At 71.1% G+C, this 22881-nt stretch carries 16 protein-coding genes and 2 pseudogenes; 7 read left to right on the top strand and 11 right to left on the bottom strand.

What is annotated here, in order from left to right; translation table 11 throughout:
• Window positions 1–13 precede the first annotated feature (13 nt).
• Window positions 14–592 carry a fasciclin domain-containing protein gene (locus tag ACSLTV_RS27260; RefSeq protein ID WP_432155655.1) on the bottom strand — a complete coding sequence of 193 codons (579 nt, stop codon included), beginning with the start codon at window positions 590–592 and terminating at the stop codon, window positions 14–16.
• Between the two features lie 803 nt (window positions 593–1395).
• On the opposite strand from ACSLTV_RS27260, the gene ACSLTV_RS27255 reads away from it, so the two are divergent.
• From ACSLTV_RS27255 to ACSLTV_RS27235, 5 genes and pseudogenes are all read left to right on the top strand, one after another.
• Window positions 1396–2016 carry a hypothetical protein gene (locus ACSLTV_RS27255; protein WP_435613045.1) on the top strand — a complete coding sequence of 207 codons (621 nt, stop codon included), beginning with the start codon at window positions 1396–1398 and terminating at the stop codon, window positions 2014–2016.
• Window positions 2017–2337: 321 nt separating this feature from the next.
• A pseudogene (locus tag ACSLTV_RS27250) lies at window positions 2338–2802 on the top strand (LamG-like jellyroll fold domain-containing protein); the annotation flags it as partial.
• Window positions 2803–2996: 194 nt separating this feature from the next.
• Window positions 2997–5006, top strand: a pseudogene (locus ACSLTV_RS27245) (hypothetical protein); the annotation flags it as partial.
• Entirely contained in the window at window positions 4937–5752 is an 816-nt protein-coding gene (locus ACSLTV_RS27240; RefSeq protein WP_432138536.1) for a hypothetical protein, read from the top strand. The pseudogene ACSLTV_RS27245 and the gene ACSLTV_RS27240, both read left to right, overlap by 70 nt.
• 57 nt (window positions 5753–5809) lie before the next feature.
• Entirely contained in the window at window positions 5810–6097 is a 288-nt protein-coding gene (locus ACSLTV_RS27235; RefSeq protein WP_432138537.1) for a hypothetical protein, read from the top strand.
• Window positions 6098–6254: 157 nt separating this feature from the next.
• Here the strand turns inward: ACSLTV_RS27235 and adhE are convergent, their stop codons facing one another.
• The 4 genes from adhE to ACSLTV_RS27215 all read right to left on the bottom strand — a co-directional run bounded on the left by adhE (window position 6255) and on the right by ACSLTV_RS27215 (window position 13392).
• On the bottom strand, window positions 6255–8858 hold the full coding sequence (gene adhE / locus ACSLTV_RS27230) for a bifunctional acetaldehyde-CoA/alcohol dehydrogenase (protein ID WP_432138538.1): 2604 nt from the start codon (window positions 8856–8858) through the stop codon (window positions 6255–6257).
• Between the two features lie 736 nt (window positions 8859–9594).
• Window positions 9595–10500 carry a S1 family peptidase gene (locus tag ACSLTV_RS27225; RefSeq protein ID WP_432138539.1) on the bottom strand — a complete coding sequence of 302 codons (906 nt, stop codon included), beginning with the start codon at window positions 10498–10500 and terminating at the stop codon, window positions 9595–9597.
• A 211-nt stretch (window positions 10501–10711) separates the two neighbouring features.
• On the bottom strand, window positions 10712–11563 hold the full coding sequence (locus ACSLTV_RS27220) for a S1 family peptidase (protein ID WP_432138540.1): 852 nt from the start codon (window positions 11561–11563) through the stop codon (window positions 10712–10714).
• Between the two features lie 644 nt (window positions 11564–12207).
• Window positions 12208–13392: a DUF5685 family protein gene (locus ACSLTV_RS27215; RefSeq protein WP_432138541.1), complete on the bottom strand. Its 1185-nt coding sequence runs from the start codon at window positions 13390–13392 to the stop codon at window positions 12208–12210.
• 353 nt (window positions 13393–13745) lie between these two features.
• Here ACSLTV_RS27215 and ACSLTV_RS27210 point away from each other — a divergent pair, with 353 nt between their 5' ends.
• On the top strand, window positions 13746–14183 hold the full coding sequence (locus ACSLTV_RS27210; protein ID WP_432138542.1) for a cell division protein SepF: 438 nt from the start codon (window positions 13746–13748) through the stop codon (window positions 14181–14183).
• A gap of 37 nt (window positions 14184–14220) precedes the next feature.
• Here ACSLTV_RS27210 and ACSLTV_RS27205 read toward each other — a convergent pair whose 3' ends face one another.
• Entirely contained in the window at window positions 14221–15393 is a 1173-nt protein-coding gene (locus ACSLTV_RS27205; protein ID WP_435613044.1) for an acyl-CoA dehydrogenase family protein, read from the bottom strand.
• Between the two features lie 115 nt (window positions 15394–15508).
• A complete protein-coding gene (locus ACSLTV_RS27200) occupies window positions 15509–17170 on the bottom strand; it encodes an MFS transporter (protein ID WP_432138544.1) in 1662 nt (553 codons plus the stop codon).
• 750 nt (window positions 17171–17920) lie between these two features.
• Between ACSLTV_RS27200 and ACSLTV_RS27195 the strand changes: the two genes are divergently transcribed.
• Window positions 17921–19267 (top strand): phosphatase PAP2 family protein, encoded by a 1347-nt coding sequence (locus tag ACSLTV_RS27195; protein ID WP_435613043.1) that lies wholly within the window; start codon window positions 17921–17923, stop codon window positions 19265–19267.
• A 51-nt stretch (window positions 19268–19318) separates the two neighbouring features.
• On the opposite strand, the gene ACSLTV_RS27190 is transcribed toward ACSLTV_RS27195, so the two are convergent.
• From ACSLTV_RS27190 to ACSLTV_RS27175, 4 genes are all read right to left on the bottom strand, one after another.
• A complete protein-coding gene (locus ACSLTV_RS27190; protein ID WP_432138546.1) occupies window positions 19319–19534 on the bottom strand; it encodes an I78 family peptidase inhibitor in 216 nt (71 codons plus the stop codon).
• 337 nt (window positions 19535–19871) lie between these two features.
• Window positions 19872–20858, bottom strand: a complete 987-nt coding sequence (locus tag ACSLTV_RS27185; RefSeq protein ID WP_435613042.1) for a helix-turn-helix transcriptional regulator — start codon at window positions 20856–20858, stop codon at window positions 19872–19874.
• A 30-nt stretch (window positions 20859–20888) separates the two neighbouring features.
• Complete coding sequence (locus ACSLTV_RS27180; RefSeq protein ID WP_435613041.1) at window positions 20889–22178, bottom strand: ABC transporter substrate-binding protein; 1290 nt, start codon at window positions 22176–22178, stop codon at window positions 20889–20891.
• Window positions 22147–22737 (bottom strand): hypothetical protein, encoded by a 591-nt coding sequence (locus ACSLTV_RS27175; protein ID WP_432138549.1) that lies wholly within the window; start codon window positions 22735–22737, stop codon window positions 22147–22149. Before ACSLTV_RS27175 ends, ACSLTV_RS27180 begins: the two co-directional genes overlap by 32 nt.
• Between the last annotated feature and the right edge of the window lie 144 nt (window positions 22738–22881).

Genomic DNA, 22881 nt, shown 5'->3' with positions numbered 1-22881 from the left:
CGGGGGCTGTGGGTCAGGACGGGGGCTGGAGGACTCCGTCGATGACGTAGATGGTGGCGTTCGCGGCCTTGATGTTGCCGCAGACGATGTTCGTATCGCCGTTGACCTTGAAGTCGGTACCGGAGCCCGACGTGGTCAGTTTGCCGCCCTCCAGCGTCGTGAAGGAGCCGTTGGAGAGTTGGTCCGGCGTGATCCGCTTGTCCACCACGTGGTAGGTCAGCACCTTCTGCAACTGCTCCTGGTCGTTGAGCAGCGAGGTGAGCTGCGATGCCTTCATGTCCTCGAACGCCTGCTGGTCGGGGGCGAAGAGGGTGATGTCGGGCTTCCCGTCGAGGGTGTCACCCAGCTGCGCCCTGACCACGGCTGCTACCAGCTGACTGAGCTGCGGGTAGGCAGACGCGGCTTCCACCACCTTGTCCTTGGCCGTATCGGCCTTCTGGGAGAGCGCCGAACAGCCGGAACCGAACGTGCCGGAGGGGCTGGGAGACGCATCCTGTGCGTGGCTCTGTGACGTCAGCCCTCCGAGGGCGAGCGGGACGGCGACCACGACCGCCGCGGTGGCCTTCGCTGTACGCGTGCGGGTGAACCTCATACCAAACCTTCCTCCCGGGAGAGGGCGTCTTACCGAGGTCTGGACTGCGGCTGTCTTCGTTTCCGCCGAGCGGGGTGAGGGAACTGCAACGCCCGCTCGGCGTCGGGGCCCTCGTCCCCGTGCCACTCATCGAGCGTATGCAGCAAGCGCCCGGAGTCGCATTTCGAGGCCGGTGAGCGCCCCGCTTACCGTTCCTGACATGCGGGTTCGCGCCGCTGACGTCTCCGGGCCCTGGCCTCGGCGACTGGAGACCACTCGTGTCGCGATCGCGGATCACCCCGGCTACCGACCGCGGGCGTTCAGGAACAGCGCCGCCTTCCGGACCGACCCCTGCACCGGGGCGTGCCCTGGAGGACCGCATCCGGGCGGCGGATCACGCGGACGGACTCCTCATATGCAGCGCCGAAGGCCCGTTCCCTGCATCGAAAGCAGCCGAACCAGCCGTCGACCGACTCATACCAGCCATCGACGCCATGCGGCCGGCAACCGTGACCGGTCAGTCGGACCAACACCTCGGGCGTGAAGTCACCGCTACGAGCCGAAGGCCATAACCGTTGCAGATCAACCGAGTTGACGATCTCGGTGACCTGCTGCCCGCCCGCCCGACAGCTAACCGCCGGACCCGGGAAACGCCCCTGACGCAGTGCGAAAGAAGCCAACATGATGCGCCACCATTGCCCAACCCAGTTGATCACCACATGATCTTCACGCTTCACGCATAACGAAAACTTAAGGAAACGGGCGGGGGCGTGTTGGTCCAAAGACAGCGGCTCGGGTGGCGTCAGGCGGTGAGAAGCGGGGCAATGGCCGTCGCGCTCCTCGGCGGAGCGACTCCTGTGCTCGGGGCCGCAGCGACTCCCGCACTCGCCGATGACGGGACCACCTCGGTCGCAGCCGACAGGACTCCGGAGGCGGAGGCGAGCGCGCTCGCGGCGCAAACCGGTGAGCAGGTGCCCGTGGACGCGGCAACCACCGAGTCGTCCCAGGTCTTCGCCAACCCGGACGGCACCTTCACCCAGGAGATGAACGCAGCTCCAGTCCGTGCCCGGCAGGACAACGGCGCCTGGGCGCCTATCGACACCACCCTCGTACGCACGGTCGACGGCGCTGTGCGCGCGAAGAACACAGCGGCAGGTGTCGCATTCTCGAACGGTGGCAGCGGTGACCGGCTGGTCACGCTGAAGGACCGGGGGCACACGCTGCAACTCAGCTGGCCCACCGCACTCCCCGAGCCTCAACTCGACGGCACCACCGCCACTTACGCCGAAGTCCTCCCCGACGTGGACCTGAGGCTGACCGCCCTGAGCTCCGGCTACACGTCAGTACTCGTGGTCAAGACCCCGGAGGCGGCTAAGAAACCCGGCGCTTGCGACGATCAGGATGAACGTCTCCGGCACCGGCCTGGACATCGCCCCGACGGCTGACGGCGGCTTCGTCGCGCGTGACAGCGACGGCACCCCCGTGTTCGAGAGCCCGGCGGGCCGCATGTGGGACTCGGCCGGCGACAGCCCCGCCGCCGGCACGACCGGCATCACCACACAGCTCGTCCGCACCGCATCGTCGGCCCAGGGTGGATCCCAGGGCAGCCCGGAGACGGCAGAGACCACCCCGTTGCCCGAGGCTGGAGGCGAGCCCACCTCTGAGGAGGGCCCCGGCAGCGGCGGCGCGAAGGCCGAACTCCCACTCAAGATCACCGGCACCACTCTGGAGATCACGCCAAGCTCTCCGACACCAGCAAGTCGTACGCGGTACAGGTGCTCGGACAGTCGGGGACCAGCCAGTCCTCGTGGGGAGTCTGGTACCAGCAGCCGGCCGGCAGCACGCAGGGATGGTGGGCGTTCGGCCGGCCCGACAAGGACGGCACCGGAGCCGTGTGGACCAGGAGCGACTCCACCGCATACACCACGGCGCAACTGGGCGTACCGGTCATGCTGACGGTCGTCTACGACGCGCAGGCGGCAGCCGACCCCGACGACACCTCCAAACTCGGCGCGCTCAAGCTGTACGTCGACAGCGCGCGGATGGGTGACGAGGGCGGTGTGTCGTACTCGGCGCCGTGGCAGGGCGGCGGAGCGTTCGAGATCGGCCGGGCGAAGATCGACGGCGCTGCCACGCGCTACTTCCCCGGAACGATCGACAGCGTCCGCGTCTGGGCCGGAGCCACCTCCGTCGACACAATCGCCAACCGGTACAACACCGAGCAGCGATAGCAGTACGCGGGGCAGGGCGGGACTCCACACTCCCACCCTGCCCCCACCCCGACGTAGCGCGTCCTTCACGGACTGCGCCATCCAGTCACGGCGGCGTACGGGCGCAAGAGCCCCGCGCCTCCGGCCCCCATCCGAGAACCGGGAAATCACCCTTGTCCACATCTCCCTTCCGCAAACGCTTGCCAGGGGCGGTCATACGCCGCTGGCTCGGCCGTGGTGCACTTGTCGTCTCCCTCTCCCTGCTTCCGCAGGTCGTCACTCCCTCGGGATACGACTTCGCCGCCCAGGCCGAGGCCTCAACGGCGCGCAACAAACTGGAGGACCGCCCCGACCCGAAGATCGACAAGGTGGGGGTACTCCGGCCGGGCACCTCCAAGGCGCCCAAGGACAAAGCCGCTACCGCCTCTCAGAAGACGCGTGACCGACTCACGAAGTCCGCATGGCCCAAGCCTGCCAAGGTTGCCACCGAGGTCCCCGTGACCGGCGGGGCCTCCCTCACCGTCGGCGGGCTCGGTGTGAAACTGGCCCAGGAGCCCGCCGCCCCGGCAGCCAAGCCGATGAAGAACAGGGCAGCGCCGAAGGCCACCGGACCTGCCGAGAAGGTGGCGCTCAGCGTCCAGCCCCAGTCCGCTGCGCAGAAGGCGGGCGTCAACGGCGTCCTCCTCACCATCGACCCGGCCGGAGCGGCGTCGGGTAAACCCGCTGGTGACACCGACAAGCTCCGAGTATCCCTGGACTATTCCTCCTTCAAGGACGTCTACGGCGGCAGTTTCGGCCCTCGTCTGCGGCTGGTGACACTCCCCGCGTGTGCCCTGTCCACTCCGGAGAAGAAGTCCTGCCGCACTCAGACCCCGGTGGCGGGCGCGGACAACGACGCGCGGTCCCAGACCCTGAGCGGCACCGTCTCCGCCCGCACCCTCGCAGCAGGAACCCCCATGCTGCTGGCAGCGGCTGCCGGCAGCTCGGGGGGCGGGGGTGACTACGGCGCCACACCGCTCTCCCCGACCGCGACCTGGGAGGCCGGTGGCAGCACGGGGGACTTCACGTGGAACTACCCTCTGAGGGTTCCCCCGGCGACGGCCGGCCCGTCCCCGAACCTGTCGATCTCCTACAACTCCGCCTCGGTGGACGGCCGCACCGCCGGAGAGAACAACCAGACCTCGGTGATCGGCGAAGGCTTCTCCATCACCGAGTCCTACATCGAGCGCAAGTACGCCTCCTGCAAGGACGACGGCCACTCAGGCAAGGGCGACCTGTGCTGGAAGTACGCCAACGCCACCCTCGTCCTCAACGGCAAGGCCGCCGAGCTGGTCAACACCTGCACCGACAAGGCAGCCTGTGACAGCGCGGCCCTGTCCCAGGCGTCCGGCGGCACCTGGAAGCTGAAGAACGAGGACGGGACCCGCGTCGAGCACCTGACGGGTGCCACCGGCAACGGGGACGACAACACCGAGTACTGGAAGGTCACCGACGCCTCCGGCGTCCAGTACTTCTTCGGCAAGCACCGGCTGCCCGGCTGGAGCAACAAGGGCACCGGCGACACCTCCGACGACGACCCGGTCACCAACTCCGTCTGGACTGTCCCCGTCTTCGGTGACGACTCCGGCGAGCCCTGCCACAAGTCCACCGGCTTCGCCGACTCCTCCTGCAACCAGGCCTGGCGCTGGAACCTGGACTACGTCGTGGACACCCACGGCAACGCGTCTTCGTACTGGTACACGCGGGAGACGAACCACTACTCCAAGAACGCAGACACCACCGTCAACGGCACCGCGTACACCCGGGGCGGCTACCTCAACCGCATCGACTACGGCCTGCGCAGCGACCTGGTCTACGCCGAGCCCGCTGCCCAGCAGGTCCGCTTCACCTACGCCGAGCGCTGCGTCGCCACCGGGGGCTGCACCAGTCTGACCGCGGACACCAAGGCCAACTGGCCGGACGTGCCCTTCGACATGATCTGCGCGGCCAACACCAAGTGCACCACCCAGATCGGCCCGGCCTTCTTCACCCGCAAGCGCCTGACCGACATCACCACCTCGGTGTGGACCGGCTCCGGCACCACCCGCCGAGACGTGGACACCTGGCATCTGGACCAGAGCTTCCCCGACACCGGTGACGCCTCCTCGCCGAGCCTGTGGCTGAAGTCCATCACACCTATCACCGCATCCAGACCTTCCAATACCGCAACCCGGACGGCAGCACCGGCACCGGCACCATGACCGCCACCGTTCGCACGACTGGCGGTCACATGGCGGCGCACGTCGTGTTCAAGAAGGGGCCCAGCCCGAAGCCCAAGCAAAGTGACGGAAAGTGCCATGCCTGCTGGGCTATGGGTACCAATCCCTCCTACAACCCGAACGCCAATGACATACCAGATGCAGGGAAACTGGCGACCTGGCAGAAGGTCCTCCTGGGCATCGTCGGGGTTGTAGCGTTGGCAGTGGCCGCAGCACCAGTGGCCGTTGAGCTGGGCGGCGGATTCCTGGCCTCTGCCCCTGTGTGTGCCGCGGAGATCTCAGAGGTCATCAGTGGCGGGGCATCCGGCGGCAGCGCTCTGGTCGGCACCACGGCCGCCTCTGTCGGCGCAAAGGTGCTGACCGCAGGCAGAGCGTTGTCGGAAGAACCGGCGACGTTGTACGGCCCGTTCCACCGGCTGTTCTCAGAAAAAACACAGACACCCGAGGTTGCTCGGAATATGGTTGAGTCCGGCGAGCTGTGGGGCACATACTCTCGATTCGGCGGCGAGCCTATGGCGCAAGCACATCTCGGCCCACTCCCGAAGGACGCAAAGCCGGGAAGCGTAGAATTTTACACGACCGTTCAACCCAAGTCCTCAAGCGTCACGAAATACGCCAGCTGGGAGGCTGGCACAGCAGAAGGCGTAGAGGAATTCACCTTGAACGGCGTGGATTACGCCAAAATCCCAGTCATCATCACAGAGGTGCGATAGGCAATGGAGCCGAGGACATTGAAAAGAGTCCCCGAACGGACTTTCAGCCTGCGCGACATGAGGTGGCTCGCCGCGATCGACATCGACCTTGCGTCATTGGAAGGAAAATGGGGTGATCCGGAGATCGTCTGCGACGCACTCGCGGAGTGGCTTTGCTTCGCCTTCTCCCTCGATGAAGGGGGAGCTTTTTTCCTCCAGCGGGAGACAGAGAACCCTCCCACACCTCTATTTATTCTGAGCGTAACCCGCGACCTCTTCTTCGCGGAGAGCGCTGCTCGGATTGTCGACGCACTGGGAATTCCCGAGACACGCATAGTCCATCTGAGCGATGAGTTCGTGCCCTAGCTCCTATTACATCAAGGGTCCGTCGGATTACCGACGGACCACGGATGGCCCGACTGGTTCCGTCCCTGACTCCCGGCACGACGGCAGACAAAAGCAGCCGAAGGGCGCCCCGCCGACCCGTAGGTCGTGGGGCGCCCTCCCCGGCGTGGCGCGCGGCTCACTTGCCGTAGTACGCCCGGCGCATCAGTTCCTCCATGTCGTCCAGCATCGGCATCCGCGGGTTGGCGGGGGCGCACTGGTCGGCGTAGGCGTTCATGGCCTGCTGGGGGATGGCGTTGAGGAAGGCCTCCTCGTCGACGCCCGCCGCCTGGAAGGAGGCGGGGATGCCGCAGCGGTCGCGGAGTTCCTCGACGGCGCGGGCGTAGGACTCCACACCCTCCTCGGGGGTTGCGGCCGGCAGGCCCAGCATGCGGGCGAGGTCCTGGTAGCGCTCGGGAGCCCGGTAGGTCTCGGCCTTCGGCCACGGGGTGGCCTTGTGGGTGACCGTGCCGTTGTGCCGGATGACGTGCGGCAGCAGCAGCGCGTTGGTGCGGCCGTGGGCGACGTGGAAGGTGTTGCCCAGGGTGTGCGCCATGGCGTGCACCAGGCCGAGGAAGGAGTTGGCGAACGCCATGCCGGCGATGGTGGACGCGTTGTGCATCCGCTCCCGCGCCTTCGGCGCCCTGGCGCCCTCCTTCACGCAGGTCTCCAGGTTCTCGAAGATCAGCTTGATGGCCTGGAGGCACTGGCCGTCGGTGAAGTCCGAGGCGTAGACCGAGACGTACGCCTCGGTGGCGTGGGTGAGGGCGTCGAAGCCGGAGTCGGCGGTCACCGTCGGCGGGAGGTTCATCGACAGGGTCGGGTCGACGATCGCCACGTGCGGGGTGAGCGCGTAGTCGGCGAGCGGGTACTTCTGCGCGGCCTCCGGGTCGGAGATGACCGCGAACGGGGTGACCTCCGAGCCGGTGCCCGAGGTGGTCGGGATGGCGATCAGCTTGGCCTTGTCGCCGAGCTGCGGGAACTTGTAGGCCCGCTTGCGGATGTCGAAGAACTTCTCCTTCGTGTCCGCGAACTCCACCTCCGGCCGCTCGTACATCAGCCACATCACCTTCGCCGCGTCCATCGGCGAACCGCCGCCCAGCGCCACGATGGTGTCGGGCTGGAACTCCCGCATGGCGGCCGCGCCCGCCCGCACGGTGGTCAGCTCCGGGTTGGGCTCCACGTTGTCGATGTACTGCAGGAGCACCGGTTCCTCACGGGAGTTGAGGATCTCGGTGACCCGGCGCACGAAGCCGATCTGCTCCATCGTGCGGTCGGTGACGACGGTGACGCGGTGCACGTCGGGCATCGCCTTGAGGTAGCGCAGCGCGCCCTTCTCGAAGTAGATCTTCGGCGGCACCTTGTACCACTGCATGTTGTTGTTGCGCCGTCCGATCCGCTTGATGTTGAGGAGGTTGACCGCCGAGACGTTGTTGGAGACCGAGTTGTGGCCGTACGAGCCGCAGCCGAGGGTGAGGGAGGGGATGAAGGCGTTGTAGACGTCGCCGATGCCGCCGAAGCTGGACGGCGCGTTGACGATCACCCGGATCGCCTTGACCCGCTTGCCGAACTCCTCCGCGAGCTCCTCGTCCTCGGTGTGGATGGCCGCGGAGTGACCGAGGCCGTCGAACTCGACCATCTCGGTGGCCAGCCGCAGCCCGTCCTCGGTGTCGGTGGCCTTCAGCGCGGCCAGGACGGGGGACAGCTTCTCCCGGGTCAGCGGCTCGCGCTCGCCGACCTCCGCGCACTCGGCGACGAGGACGGAGGTGCCGTCGGGCACGGTGAACCCGGCCTGCTCGGCGATCCAGGCGGCGCTCCTGCCGACCACCGCCGCGTTCAGCTTGGCCTCGGCGCAGTTGCCGCCGTGCGCGGCGACGCCGAAGAGGAACTCCTGGAGCTTCTCCTTCTCGGCGGCGGTGACGATGTGCGCGCCCAGCCGCCGCATCTCGGCGACACCGGCCTCGTAGACCTCGCGGTCCAGGATGACGGCCTGCTCGGAGGCGCAGATCATGCCGTTGTCGAACGCCTTGGACAGGACGATGTCGTGGATGGCCCGGCCGAGGTCGGCGTCCGCCGCGACGTACGCCGGGACGTTGCCGGCGCCGACGCCGAGCGCGGGCTTGCCGCACGAGTAGGCGGCCCGGACCATCGCGTTGCCGCCGGTGGCGAGGATCGTGGAGACGCCCGGGTGGTTCATCAGCAGCCGGGTGGCGTCCATGGACGGCTCGTCGATCCACTGCACGCAGTTCTCGGGCGCCCCGGCCGCGATCGCCGCGTCCCGGACGATGCGGGCGGACTCCACGGAGCACCGCTGGGCGCTCGGGTGGAAGGCGAAGACGATCGGGTTGCGGGTCTTGAGGGCGATCAGCGCCTTGAAGACGGTGGTCGAGGTGGGGTTGGTCACCGGGGTCATCGCGCAGACGACGCCGACCGGCTCGGCGATCTCGGTGATGCCGGTCAGCTCGTCGCGGTGGATCACCCCGGCGGTGCGCAGGCCGCGCATCGAGTGGGTGACGTGCTCGCAGGCGAAGATGTTCTTGACGGCCTTGTCCTCGAAGAGCCCGCGGCCGGTCTCCTCGACGGCCAGCCGGGCCAGTTCGCCGTGGGCGGCGAGGGCGGCGAGGGAGGCCTTCTTGACGATGTGGTCGACCTGCTCCTGGTCGTACGTCTCGAACCGGCTGAGCGCCTCCAGCGCGTTCTCCACCAGTGCGTCAACTCGGTCCTCGACCGGTATGACCTGCATGGCCGGCCCTCCTTAGTCACTGCGTTCGATGTGGCCCCGACTGCCTCCATTCGACACCAGCGGGGTGCGGCGGGGGATGCGAGAACGGCCCCTCCTTGGGGGGACGAAGGTCCCTGGTGGGGCCTGATACGTCCCGGCGCACCGGGGCGACGACGCTCCGGGGGCCGCCTGCCGCTCAGCCGGTCCGGGCGCGGCTCAGACGAGCGGCCCCGGGGGCACGGTGGTCCCCGGCCCGGCTCGCGCGGGTGGTGCGGCGGAAGGCGCGGGGGGCGCGACGGAACGGCGTCGGCGGATGACCGCCGTCGCGGCGAGGGTGGTCAGCCGCTCGCCACGACGGCCCGCCGCCCGGTCGTGCGCCGGCGCCTCGACCCGCGCCCTGTGGGGGGGTCGGCCCGCGCGGTAGTGGGGACCACCCGGGCCGGAGGGCAGGTTGACGGACGTTCACTGTCCCGAAGTGGTCGGGGAGCGCACAAGGTCGCTCCCCCGATGCACGTACGCTCTCCACCGCACGCCCCCCGCGCCTTCACGCCCCGCCGGCCTGCGCCCTCACACCCCGCGGGCCCGCGCCTTCACGCCCCGCCGGCCTGCGCCTCCACGCCCCCGCACCCTCACACCCCCGTGCCCTCACGCCGCGCCGCCGGACGACGACAAGCCCCCGCACGCCGGGGCGATCGGCGTACGGGGGCTCTGCTGTCGCGTGGTGCTCGAGGCGGACCGTGGGGGCGGCCGCCATCGGTCAGGGAATGTGCACCCCGTAGTAGCTCAGGGCCTCGGTCACCGGCTGGAAGAAGGTCGTGCCGCCGGAGGAGCAGTTGCCGCTGCCACCGGAGGTCAGACCGTAGGCGATGCCGCTGGTGGAGTAGAGCGGCCCGCCGGAGTCGCCGGGCTCGGCGCAGACCGTGGTCTGGATCATGCCGTACACGACGTCGCCGCCGCCGTAGTTGACCGTCGCGTTGAGCGCGGTGACACGGCCGCTGTGGATCCCGGTGGTCGAGCCGTCACGGTAGACCGTGGTGCCCACGCTCGGGGTGGCCGCCCGGGTGATCGTCGTGTTGCCGGCGCGGCTGGGCTTGGACACCGAGGAGTTGGTGTAGCGGACGATCCCGAAGTCGTTGGTCGGGAAGGAGGAGCCCACCGTGGAGCCCAGCGTGGTCGAGCGGGACGAGTTCGACCACCAGGTGCCCGCGCCGTCGGTGCAGTGTCCGGCGGTGAGGAAGTAGTCGGCGCCGCTGCTGCTCTTGACGTTGAAGCCGAGTGAACAGCGCCAGCCGCTCGCGTAGATGGCGTCGCCGCCGCCGATGTACTTCTGGAACTTGCCCGGCGTCTTCTTGATGGTGAGCGCGCCGGCGTTGGCACCGGCCTGCTGCTTGATCTTGTTGATCTCCGCCTGCGAGACGGTGCTGTCGACGGTGACCACGACCCGGTGGGTCTTGCTGTCGACGGCCCAGGCCGTGCCCGGGACGTCGGCCTTGAGCACCGAGGCTCCGGCGCTCTGGAGCTGGGCGGTGCTGAAGGTCGTGTTGCTCGCCGCGGTCGCGTTGGGGATCGCGATGGCGGCGGCGGCCACGAGTCCGGTGGAGAGGGCGATCAGCCGGTTCCGTCTCATGGTGCCGCTGGTGGGGGTGGTGCGCTTCATCCTCACTTTTCGTTCCCTCCAAGGGAAGTCGGGGGCCCGCGTGGGGTCGGGGCCCGTGAGGCGCAGTCGAGGGTCACGGCACGTCCGGATCCAGACATGCCGTGACCCTGACAAGCGCTGTGGGGGAGTATTCGGCCGAACGGCCGGTCGGCGCAAGGGTGTCTTTCGGCCGCGCGGTGCAGCCTTCAACAGTTGCCCGCCGGTGGCGGGAGAGGGTTCAGTAGAGACTGACCCCGTAGTCGCCGAGGGCCTCGGTCACCGGCTGGAAGAACGTGGTCCCGCCGGACCGGCAGTCACCGCTGCCGCCCGAGGTGATGCCGATCGCCTTGGAGCCGTCGTAGAGCGGACCCCCGGAGTCGCCGGGCTCGGCACACACGGTGGTCTGGATGAGGCCGTGCACCGTGCCGCCGCCCTGGTAACGAACCGTCACGTCCAGTGCGGTCACGGTTCCGCTGTGCACGCCGGTGGTCGACCCGTCGCGGGTCACCCTCTCCCCCACGTAGGCGTCGGCGGCGGTGTAGCCGCCGGGGTGGCCGAGCGCCGTGTTGTCGTAGCGGACCAGGGCGTAGTCGTCGCCGGGGAAGCTGTAGGCGACGGTCGGGCCGACGAGGGTGGTGTGCGCCGGGTCGGTGAACCAGGTCTTGGCGGACTTTCCGCAGTGGCCGGCGGTCAGGAAGTAGTACGTGCCGCCCTTGACCACGTTGAACCCGAGTGAACAGCGGTACCGGCCGCCGTAGACCGCGTCCCCGGCGGAGAGCAGCGGGGCGAAGACCCCGCTCACTCGCCGGATCCGCAGGGCGCCCGCGTCGCCGCCCGCGGCCCGGCGCAGGCGGGCGACGTCGGCCCGGGAGACGGTGCCGTCGGCGGTCACGACGACCCGCCCGTCCTCGGGGTCCACGTACCAGGCGGTGCCGTCGACCCCGGTGGCGGCCACGGCGTCCGAGACCCGGGCGAGGCGGGCCGTGTCGGCGACGGGAGCGGGGACGGCGCCCGCACCGGGTGCCCCGGCCAGGGTGGCGGCGAAGAGAGCGGCGGCGACGGCGAGCAGTCGGGTGCGCTTGGTTCTCACGCTTCCTCCTCCTGGAAGCTCCTTGTGGGAGCTTTCCGTGAGAGCGGCGGGCCGGGGGGTGAGGACCCGTGGGGGCGTGGCCTGAAATGGCGTGTCCCTGACACACGCCCCGCAGCGAGGATGACGCCGAAGCCGGACGGGCACAAGAGCGCCACAGGACGCTCACAGAAAGCGCCGTGAATCATCGTCGGACGACAACGACATCCGGGCGGGCCACCCGCGCGGACCTCCGGCTCCCGCACGGGGCCCTGACCACCGCGGGTGGCGCGCCGGGCGGACGAGGGCCCCGCTCCGAACGAGCGCCGACACCACGGGTTTCGACGGCAGCGCACCTCCGCCTCCGTACGGGCGCCGGACGCCACACGACGCCGAACGCCACACGGACGCCGGGCACCGGACGCCGCACGGGCACCTGGCTGGACACGTGCACCGGACGCCGCGGGGCAGGGAAGGCAGCCCAGACGGCAGCACACAGACGGCAGCACGGACGGCAGCGCAGACCTCGTCACCCCCCAGACCTCAGCGACCCCAGGCACCGGCCGCCGGACACGCGCCGGCGGACCCGCGCAGGCGCCGGCAGCCGCGCAGGTCTCGGCAGCCGCACAGGCGCCGGGCAGGAGCAGACAGCGGGCGGACGCACGCCGTCAGCAGTCGCAGGCGCAGCACTCACAGCATTCGCAGCACTCGCACCCCTCGCAGCAGTCACAGCCGCCGCAGCAGTCGCTGCACCAGCCGCCCCGCTTCTTGCGCGACCACGGGCCCTCGAACTCGTCCGCGCAGCACACCTTGCAGGTGCAGCACAGCCCCAGCGCGACCGCGCACCCGGCCAAGAACCCCCGCTTCTCCGGCCGGTGCGGGTCCCCGAAGGGCGACCCCGGCGCGCCGAACGGCGTCTGCGGAGCCTGGGACGGCCCGAACGCCCCCTCGACGACACCCGTGACAGCGCTCCCACTCCCGCTCCCGTGCCCGCACGAGCTGGCCCCGAACGCCCGGTCCACCGACCGCCCCAGCTCGTGCGCGAGCAGCAGATGGGCGAGCTTGCCGTCGACGAAGTCGACCTCCCGCAGCGCAAGCCGGATCCCGTGCAGGGCGTCGTCGGCGAGGCGCCGGGCCTCGTTGAGGGAGGTGCCCGTGGCCGTCAGGGGGTTCCACGCGCCCGACGCGGCGTCAGCTTCCCAGTCCTCCACGGCGTCCAGCAGATGCGCGAGCCGCCCGAACAGCCGGCCGGCCTCGGCGAGCGGCTCGGCGTTGCCGGGCCGGCCGGCGAGCACCGCGGTGTGGGCGAAGGCGGCCGCGGTGGCCGTCTCGGTCGGCTCGGTCACGGTCAGCAGCGGGGTGCCGGGGCCGGCGAGCGCCTCGATGCCGGTCTGCCGGTCGACCGCGTCGAGGAGGACCGCCGTGTCGAACCCGACGGCGATGCCGCCGCGCTCCCCCGCCCGCCCCCAGCTCCCGGCGACCCGGCGGGCGGCGAGCGCCACCGGACGCCGGGCCAGCAGCCCGTCTCCGTCGGCGACGTGGTCGCGCACCTTGGCGGAGGCGAGCACCAGCGACACGGCCGCGGCGAGCCGCGCGCCCTCGCCCCGGGCGACGGAGGCGGTGCGCATCCCGCGCAGCGGGCACGGCCCTGCCGTACGCCGCCACCCGGTGGCCCGCTCGGCCTGAGCCTCCGTCAGGACGGAGATGAGCAGCCCGTCGTAGTTGGTGACGACGCGGGCGAACTGACCGTGGTCCGCGCGCAGCGCGAGGCACAGTCCGCACAGGTGCGCCATCCACTGGGTCTTGAGTGTGTCCCCGAGCCGGTGCCGGCACGGCCTGACGATTCCGAACACGACGGATCCCCCGTTGCTGCGATTGCTGCCGATTGCTGCGCTTGCTGTCCCGCAAGGTCGAACCGCCGCATGTTATCGACCGATCATCATCCCGGACCCGCCCCGTACGGCCGCCGGGGTTCACCCGTACGCACCGCTCATCACCCGTACGCGGCGATGAGTCATATTTCACTCTCAGTCAGCATCCGTACACCGTAGGACCCTTGGCAGGCCCGGGCTCTGTACGGATTCGCTGTGCACCAGTACCGTCACAAACCCCCCGCGCGGCGTCTATCCACTTGGCGCGACATCCGCATCATGGACGACCATGGGGATGCGGAAAGCAAGAAAGACCGCTGTGAGAGGAGGCGTCCATGGGATCGGTGCGCAAGGCGAGTGCCTGGCTTGGCCTCGTCGACGACAACGATGACGAGCGTTACTACGACGACGACTACTCCGAGGGGACCGACGCCGGGGACGCCTGGGTCACCGACCCCCGGGTGAAGGTCGCCACGGACACGGCAGAGGAGAAGGGCCGCCGGATCGGCACCGTCACCCCGGACAGCTTCCGGGACGCGCGGGCGATCGGCGAGCTCTTCCGCGAGGGCGTCCCGGTGATCATGAACCTGACGGCGATGGAGCCGGCCGACGCCAAGCGCGTCGTCGACTTCGCGGCGGGGCTGATCTTCGGGCTGCGCGGCTCGATCGAGCGGGTCTCCACCCGTGTGTTCCTGCTGACCCCCGCCAACACCGAGATCGTCAGCGGGGACCCGGCCGCGCACCGCGCGGACGGCTTCTTCAACCAGAGCTGAGGCAGGGCCGCTCACCGGCCCCGCCCCGCCGCCGGGCTCAGCGGAAGGCGTCCAGCCCGGTGAGCGCCTTGCCCAGCACGAGCTGGTGCATCTCGACGGTGCCCTCGTAGGTCAGCACCGACTCAAGGTTGGTCGCGTGCCGCATCACGGGGTATTCGAGGGAGATCCCGTTGGCGCCGAGGACGGTCCGTGCCGTACGGCAGATCTCGATCGCCTCCCGTACGTTGTTGAGCTTGCCGAAGCTGACCTGCTCGGGACGCAGGCGGCCGGCGTCCATGCGCCGCCCCAGGTGGTGGGCGAGCAGGATCCCCTTGTGCAGTTCAACCGCCATGTCGGCGAGCTTGGCCTGGGTGAGCTGGAAGCCGCCGATGGGCCGCCCGAACTGCTCGCGGGACGTCGCGTAGGCGAGGGCGGTCTCGAAGCAGGAGCGCGCGGCACCCATCGAACCCCAGACGATTCCGTACCGGGCGTGCGAGAGACAGCTGAGCGGCCCGCGCAGCCCGGTGACCTCCGGGAGCACGGCGTCGGCGGGCAGCCGTACGTCGTCGAGGACGAGTTCGCTGGTCACCGACGCCCGCAGGGACCACTTGTGCTTGATCTCGGGCGCCGAGAAGCCGGGGCTGTCGGTGGGCACGACGAACCCGCGGATCCCCTCCTCGGTCCGCGCCCACACCACGGCGACCCCCGCGACGGAACCGTTGGTGATCCACATCTTGCGGCCGTTGAGGATCCAGTCCGAGCCGTCGCGCTTGGCGTGGGTCCGCATCGCGGCGGGGTCGGAGCCGTGGTCGGGCTCGGTCAGTCCGAAGCAGCCGATCACCTCGCCGGCGGCCATCGCGGGCAGCCAGCGCTGCTTCTGCTCCTCGCTGCCGAACCGGTGGACGGCGTACATCGCCAGGGAGCCCTGCACGGACACCAGCGAGCGGATCCCGGAGTCGGCGGCCTCCAGTTCCAGACAGGCCAGCCCGTACTGCACGGCACTGGCCCCCGCACAGCCGTATCCCTCCAGCGACATGCCGAGCGCGCCGATTCCGCCGAGCTCGCGCGCGAGATCCCGGATCACCGGCAGCTCGCCGCTCTCGTACCACTCGGCCACGTACGGCAGCACCCGCTCCGCGGCCCATCGCCGCACGGTGTCCCGGACGGCGAGGTCCTCGTCGTCCAGCAGGTCGTCGATACCGAGAGGATCAGCAGGGTCGAACGCCACCACGAGGCCCCCAAAAAACTAGCACCGCTAATTACAACGCCGTCCCCGACGTTACCGCCGACCGCCGCCACCGCACCACCCGCGGCCACCGGCGGCGAACAGCCGCCCACGAGAGCACTCACCCCTTGCCCCGGCCGGGCGCGGAGCGCACGTGGGCGGGCAGGGCCCCCACGGAGACGGGCTGCACGCGCGCGGGCGCCCGTTCCTCGCACTCGCGCGGCGCCGGCACCTCCACCGCCTCGCACTGCATCGTCCGCGGCAACCGCAGCGCCATGGCCGCCCCGAGCAGCAGCAGCCCGGCGCTCACCAGCAGCGTGACGTGCAGTCCGTGCACGAAGGAGTCGCGGGCCGCCCGCCGCAGCGCGTCCCCCGCCGGGCCGCCCAGGTGCCCGGCCACCTCGTACGCCTCCCCCAGCGAGTGCCCGGCGGACCGCGACGCCTCGGCCGGCACCCCGGGGACCGAGGCCAGCCCCGGGGCGTACGCCGCGTTCATCACACTGCCGAGCAGCGCGATCCCGATCCCGGCCCCCAGCTGGTACGACGTCTCCCCGACCGCCGCCGCGCCCCCGGCCTGCTCCGCGGGCGCCTCGCTCAGCATCGACTCGTACGCCGCGAACAGCGTCGTCTCCAGCCCGAACCCCAGGAGCACGAACCCGGCCAGCAGCAGCGCCGGGGCGTCGGCACCGCCCATCGCGGTCAGCGACGCCACGGCCGCCGCCGTCAGGCAGAAGCCCCCGCACACCATGCTCCGGGGCCCGAACCGCCGCAGCAGCCGCGCACCGGCGAGCCCCGCCGCCATCGCCGCGAAGGTCAGCGGTAGCAGTCGCAGCCCGGTCTCCAGCGGGGACAGCCCCAGCACCAGCTGCAGGTACTGCGCCGCGATCAGCTCCAGACCGACCAGCGCCAGCATCGCCAGCACGATGCACGCCACCGCCGTGCTGAACGCGGGCCGCGCGAACATGCGCAGGTCCACCAGCGGATGGGCGCGCCGTCGCTGGCGCCGCACGAACAGCGTCAGCAGTCCGCCGCCCGTCGCCAGCGCCAGCACCGTCAGCGGGCTGTCGGCCGACTCACCGCCGCCCAGCCGTTTGACGCCGAGCACCATGCCGAACAGCCCGGCCGCCGCCATCAGCGCGCCGGCCACGTCCCACGGCCCCTCACCGCTGCCCCGCGACTCCGGCAGCAGCATCCGCCCCACCGGCAGACTGACCAGCATCAGCGGGATGTTGACGAGGAAGACCGACCCCCACCAGAAGTGCTCCAGCAGGAAGCCGCCCAGCAACGGCCCCACGGCCGCGCCCACGGCGGCCACCGCGCTCCAGATCCCTATGGCCAGCGCCCGCTCGCGCCGGTCCGGGAACACCTGCCGCAGGATGGACAGCGTGGCCGGCATGATCATCGCGCCGCCGACGCCGAGCAGTCCGCGCGCCACGATCAGTACCTGGGCGTCCGGGGCGAAGGCGGCCAGCGCGGAGGCGACCCCGAACAGCGCGTAGCCGAGCAGCAGGACGCGTCTGCGCCCCACCTTGTCGCCGAGCGTCCCGAAGAGGATCAGCAGCGAGGCGCAGACCAGCGGGTAGGTGTCGACGATCCAGAGCAGCTCCATGGCACCGGGCCGGAGGTCCTCGGTGACGGCGGGTACCGCGACGTGCAGCACGGTCGCGTCCACGGCGACCAGCAACAGGCTGACGCAGAGCACGACGAGGACGACCCAGCGGCTGGCACCGGCCCCGGCCGCCCGACGGCGCGACGCCGAGGCGGCCGTGGTCGTCCCGGACATGTACGTACCTCCCAGGTTTTCCCCCGCGTCCGGCGGGCTCGCGGGGTGGGGACGCCCCGCGGCTCGGCCGGGGAGGAGCGGTGTCCCCGGCCCGCGCAGACGAACGACGAGTGACACGCAGCGTACGCGAGTTCGCGCGCCGGTCACGTGGCGGACCTCTCACACCCCACGGAGAACCCGTGTGGCGTACGCCACTCCCACGAGTCCCTCCAGCACGCCGATTCCCATAGGCCCCGGCTTGCACACGCCTGCCGGGAACCGGGGTGCGCTCGGGCCCCCGTACTGACCGCAGGGGCGCGCGAGGCTCTGCTCCGTTCGCGCGGCACCGGAGCGCGACCGGCCCGCACGGCGCGCGCGCCGCGGGGCACGCCGCCGGAGCCGACACCGACCCACCATCCCGGCGCGCTCCGTGATCGCACGGCGCCCTCGCCGACCTGTGCGCTCCACCCCCGCTCCGCGCGCCCTCCGCCCTCCCGCCGTCGGGGACCAGCCGCCGCGGCTCACCAACGGCCGGTGACGGGTGAACGGCTCCGGTCAGCAGTGAATGGCGTCCGACCATTCGGTGAACCGTTTCGTAAGCCGACTAAAACGCGCCCGCACAGCAGCCAAAACAATTGGAAGCGCCCGCGTTCTCGGATTGCCCATTCCTACGGAATAAACATCATCCTGAGAGCAATCCCACATCACATCGTCATCACAAAGCCGTTGATTCGCCGGGTAACGCAGCTCACGCGCTGTAACGTCAATCGGGTGCGTACCGAACGAAACCTCACCCGTCTGGACCGGGTGTTCGCCAGGCTGGACCGGGAGCCGGAACGACCGGCGCTCCGCGACATGCCCAGCATGAGCCGGCACCGGGTGGCCCTGTTCGCGGCGACGCTGGCGTTCTACCTGGCCATCGTGTGGCTCGTGGTGACGACCTCCTGGCTGGTCCGGCTGGACTGGCAGGTCATGTTCTTCCGCCCCTATCAGCAGTGGCCGGAGGTCCACGCCTTCCTCGACTACTACGTGGTGCTCGGCCAGCGCGGCCCGACCGCGGTGATGGTCGCCGCCTGGCTCGGCTGGAGATCCTGGCGCCAGCACACCCTGCGCCCCCTGCTCACCCTGGGTGCCTCACTGCTGCTGCTGAACCTCACGGTCGGCGCCGCGAAGATCGGCATGGGGCGGCTGGGACCTCACTACGCGACCACCATCGGCTCCAACGAGATGTGGCTCGGCGGCGATATATTTCCGAGCGGTCACACCGCGAACGCCGTGGTCACCTGGGGAATCCTGGCCTACCTGGCGTCCACGCCCAGAGCCCGCCGCTGGCTGTCCGCGCTGTCCGCGGTGACCTCGCTCGGCGTGGGACTCACCACCGTCTACCTCGGTACCCACTGGCTGAGCGACGTCCTGCTCGGCTGGGCCGCGGGACTGCTGATCCTGCTGGCGCTGCCCTGGTGCGAGCCGCTGATCGCCCGCTCCGAGGCGTGGATCCTCGCCCTGCGGGACCGTCTGCGCGACGGCCGCACCGGTACGGCCCCGGCCCCGGTGGTGGTACCGCTCCGGGCCCGGCCGACCTCGGCCTCCTCCCTGGGCGAGGCCGCGACGGGTGCGGCTGCCGAGACGATCACGGCCCCCCACGAGACGGCCGCGGTCCCGGATGCCGGCGTCCTCCGGACGGCCGCCCCACCCCAGGAGGCAGCCCCGGACCGGGACGCGGTCCTGGCCCGGGAGGCAGCCCCGGCCCGGGAGGCGACCGCCGTACGGGAAGCAACCCCGGTACAGGAGGCGACCGCCGCGCGGAAGCCAACTCCGGCCCCGGCGCAGGAGGCGACCGCCGCACGGGAGGCAGGTGCCGTACGGGAGGCAGCCGCACGGGAAACGCGCGCCGGGCAGGAGACGGCGACCGCCCGGGACACCGCCCCGCACCGGGAGCCGGCCGCCCCGGTCCGTGGGTCCGCCGCCAGGCCGCCGGCCTACCTGGCCCCCGGCCCGCACCACGGCCGCTCCGAGCGCACCCCGGTCACTCCGGCCGGCAGCCGCAGACCGCCGCACGCCGACCGCGCCCCGCGCTCCGCGGCCACCTCCGCGGCCCGCCCGCTGACCGGCGGCTGACGGACCGGGCGCGGCGGGACCACCGGTACGCACCCACCCGGTCCCGCCCGCTCACCCCTTCCAGGCGCGGGCCACCCGCCCGTCGCGCACCTCGAAGTTCAGCCGTCCCACGCGGTACTCCATGGTGATGATCGCTCCCGGCGGCAGCGACCGCACCGTCGACCACCCGCGCTCGCGCGCGAGCCGCTCGGCCCGCTCGGCGTCGAGGCCGACATAACCGTCGGGGCTGTCCTGGGGCTCCGGGGGCGGAGTGGGAATGGGTGCCATACCGCCACGCTAGGCCGCCCGCCGCACGTCCGGAACCCCGGTGCCACCAACGGCGGATCACTCCGGTCACACTTCTGTCACAGGATCACGACACGCGCGCCGACCGCGATCCGTCACCGTCGGCCAGAATGAAACGCAGGGTCCCACGCCTCTCCGGTGTATTCGAACGCAATTCCCGATCGCGTCGGCGTTCCTTCGCCGAGTGGCCGGAAAACCCGCCGGAAGAAGCATTTCGTCAGGAGCGTCGGATTCGGATTCCGGCCGCTCACGGAGACCCCGCACCGCATAGGAATTGCACGGCATCTCCACAGAACCTCCGTACAGGTCGGCCGGGCCGTCAGCCGCCCGCTCCCGGCCCGTCCGCCCGGTCCAGCGCCCGGGACAGCCGGTCCCGCACCGTCCTGATCACATCGCTCAGCCCGGTCGGTTCCAGCACCTCGAAATCGAAGCCCATGAGCACGATGTGGATCACCATCACGTCGAGGCTCGCCGCCCCCGTGCGCAGTACGCAGGCATCGGGCCCGTCGGCCTCCAGCGTCCCGGCCGAGGGCGAGATCCGGTCGGCGGCGTCGGCCAGGGGCACCAGCAGCCGCACGGCCGCCTGCTCGGCGTACGCGCGCGTGGAGACACCGTGGGAGACGTAGGCGGCCAGGTCGTCGGCGGGCGGTTCGCGCGGGGCGAAGCGCGGACCGTGCGGCGGTCTCGGGGTGAGGCGGTCCACCCGGAACGTCCGCCAGTCGGCACGGTCCACGTCCCATGCGACCAGGTACCAGCGCCGCTCACTGCACACCAGGCGGTGCGGTTCGACCGTGCGGCGGGACACGGCGCCGTCGCCGCCCCGGTACTCGAAGCGCAGCCGCTCGGCGTCCCGGCACAGGTGGGCCAGCTCGGTGAGGACTGCCGGGTCGACGGCCGAGGAGCGCGGGCCGCGCAGCATCGGCACGGTGAAGGCGTTCAGGGCACCCACCCGGCGGCGCAGGCGCTGCGGCAGCACCTGCTCCAGCTTCGCCAGGGCGCGTACGGAGGTCTCGCCGATGCCGTCGATGCCCTGCCCGGCGGCGGTGCGCAGGCCGACGGCGACGGCGACCGCCTCGTCGTCGTCCAGCAGCAGCGGGGGCAGCTCGGCGCCCGCGCCGAGCTGGTAGCCGCCGCCGGTGCCGGGGCTGGCGTCGACGGGGTAGCCGAGCTCGCGCAGGCGGTCGACGTCGCGGCGGACCGTGCGCGCGGTGACGCCCAGCCGCTCGGCGAGCGCGGCACCGGACCACTCGCGGTGGGCCTGGAGCAGGGACAGGAGGCGCAGGAGGCGGGCCGAGGTGTCCAGCATGGGGGCCAGCCTGCCAGGAAGCTCCGACGCTCAGGGCCGGTAGGCGAGTTGGGGCACGTCGTCGAAGCAGTTCTCGGTCATCTCGCCCTGGGTGACCCAGCCCTCGCCGTCCTGCCAGCGGGCCACCGACAGGCAGGCGCGGCTGGTTTCCGGCGGCTCGGCGCGCGCTGCGAAGGAGACCGGCAGGAGCAGCCCGTCGGCGGTGAAGTCCCGGGTGCGCGCGATCCGGTCGTCCACGCACGCGCGCGTGACGCCCTCGGCGGCGCAGTCCCGCGCGGCCCGCGTGAACCACAGGGCGGCCGCCCACCCCTCCAGCTGCCACTGGGAGTGCGTCCGCAGGTCCTCGGTGGCCTTGCGGAACTCACGTACGGCGGGGTGCGAGGTGTCGTCGTAGTTGCGGCTCTTCCCGGTCGCCCACAGGGCGTTGCGGCAGCGCGGGGCGTCCCGGTAGTCGTCGAGGACGGCGGAGGTCCAGTTCTGCACGTTGGTGACCTTGGCGGTGACCCGGGCGCCCACGTCGTCCATCGCGGCGCACAGGCGTGCGTTGCCGTGTGTGTCGAGGGCGTCGAAGACGAGGTCCGCGCCGCGCCGCTTCAGGTCGGCCGCGACCGCGCGGAAGTTGGGCAGCGCGAAGTCGACCTGCTCGGTGACGACCTTGTAGCCCTCGGCCCGCAGCCCGCGCTCCACGAGCCGGGCGTAGGCGGCGGACGCGGCCTGGTTGTACGACACCACCGCGGCGGTGCGGGCGCCCTGCTCGCTCTTGAAGTACCGGTAGACCTCGGTACCGCCGTACAGTTCGCCGTCCCAGCCGACGGTGCCGTCCCGGGGCGCGCTGCTGCCGTAGATGCTGTACAGGTGCGGCCAGGTGTCGTAGGCGGGGCCGATGGGCTGGCCCCCGATGTCGGGCACGCGCGCGTGGGAGACGCGCGGGGCGCCCGCGTAGTCCAGGACGGTGGTGGCGACCAGGGCGACCACCCGGTCCTCCTCGAGCAGCCGGTGCACACAGGTGTTGTTGCCGACGCCGCTGCCCCCGTCGTCGCACTCGCGCACCTCGACGCGGCGTCCGGCGACGCCCCCGCGCGCGTTGAGGCGGTCGAAGTAGGCCTTGGCCCCGTCCCGCGGCCCGGTGAAGGCACCGCCGCCGACCGGGCTGGTGGCACTGGTGATGATGCCGACGCGCAGGGGCGGGGCCTGCGCGGTCGGGGTGCCGCGGTGTTCGAAGTCGCTCTCCGGGAGCCGGCTGCCGCAGGCCGCGGTCAGCAGGAGCAGCAGCGCGGCAGCCGCGGTCTCAGCAGCCCGGCATCGCCGTCGGCGAGCCATTGCCGCTCAGCGAGACCAGGGCGCACAGCGTGGTGACGGAGACCTTCCAGGTGCCGTCCTCCTGGACCGCCTTGCCGGAGGCGTTCGGCAGCGCGGTCTGGCCGGACACGATCAGGTCGTAGGTGACGGTGGCCTCGGTGGGCGAGGTGAATTCCACCTGTGTCACCCGGGCCTGCGCCTGGCGGCCGCGGGCGTCGTTGCCGAACATCCCCAGGACGGGGCCCATCCGGTCGCCGTGCTCCAGGACGGCCTGGCGTTCCGCCATCGAGGTGTCGGGGTCGAAGAACTTCTCCCAGTTCTGCCGGATCTCCTGCTCGGCGGCCGCCGGGTCCGCCGGTCCGCCGGCGGCCGACGACTCGTTCGCCGACCCGCCGGGCGTGGAGGTGACCGCTGTCGGGGACGTGGTCGCCTGACCGCCGTCGTCATCGTCGCCGCCGCACGCGGCGAGGGCCGGGGCGAGCAGCAGGACCAGGGCGGCGGCGATCGCCGTGCCCCTCCCCGCCGACGGTCCCGTGGGCCGTCCCGCCTTCCGCCGCCTGAGGTCACTCCCGAGAACCATATGGGTCACCCCCGGGTGTCGGTCCGGGCCCTGTGCGCCCGATGCTTTCAGGGTCGGCTCGCACGGGGCATAGTGCAAGCCATCGGCACATCGACACATCAGCACATAGTCCCCCCTTTCAGCCGGAGAGCGACTTCACCCGAA

The organism is Streptomyces sp. bgisy159, from assembly GCF_965341775.1.
In the GTDB taxonomy this organism is placed as follows: domain Bacteria; phylum Actinomycetota; class Actinomycetes; order Streptomycetales; family Streptomycetaceae; genus Streptomyces.
This window is presented reverse-complemented; position numbering and strand designations above follow the sequence as displayed.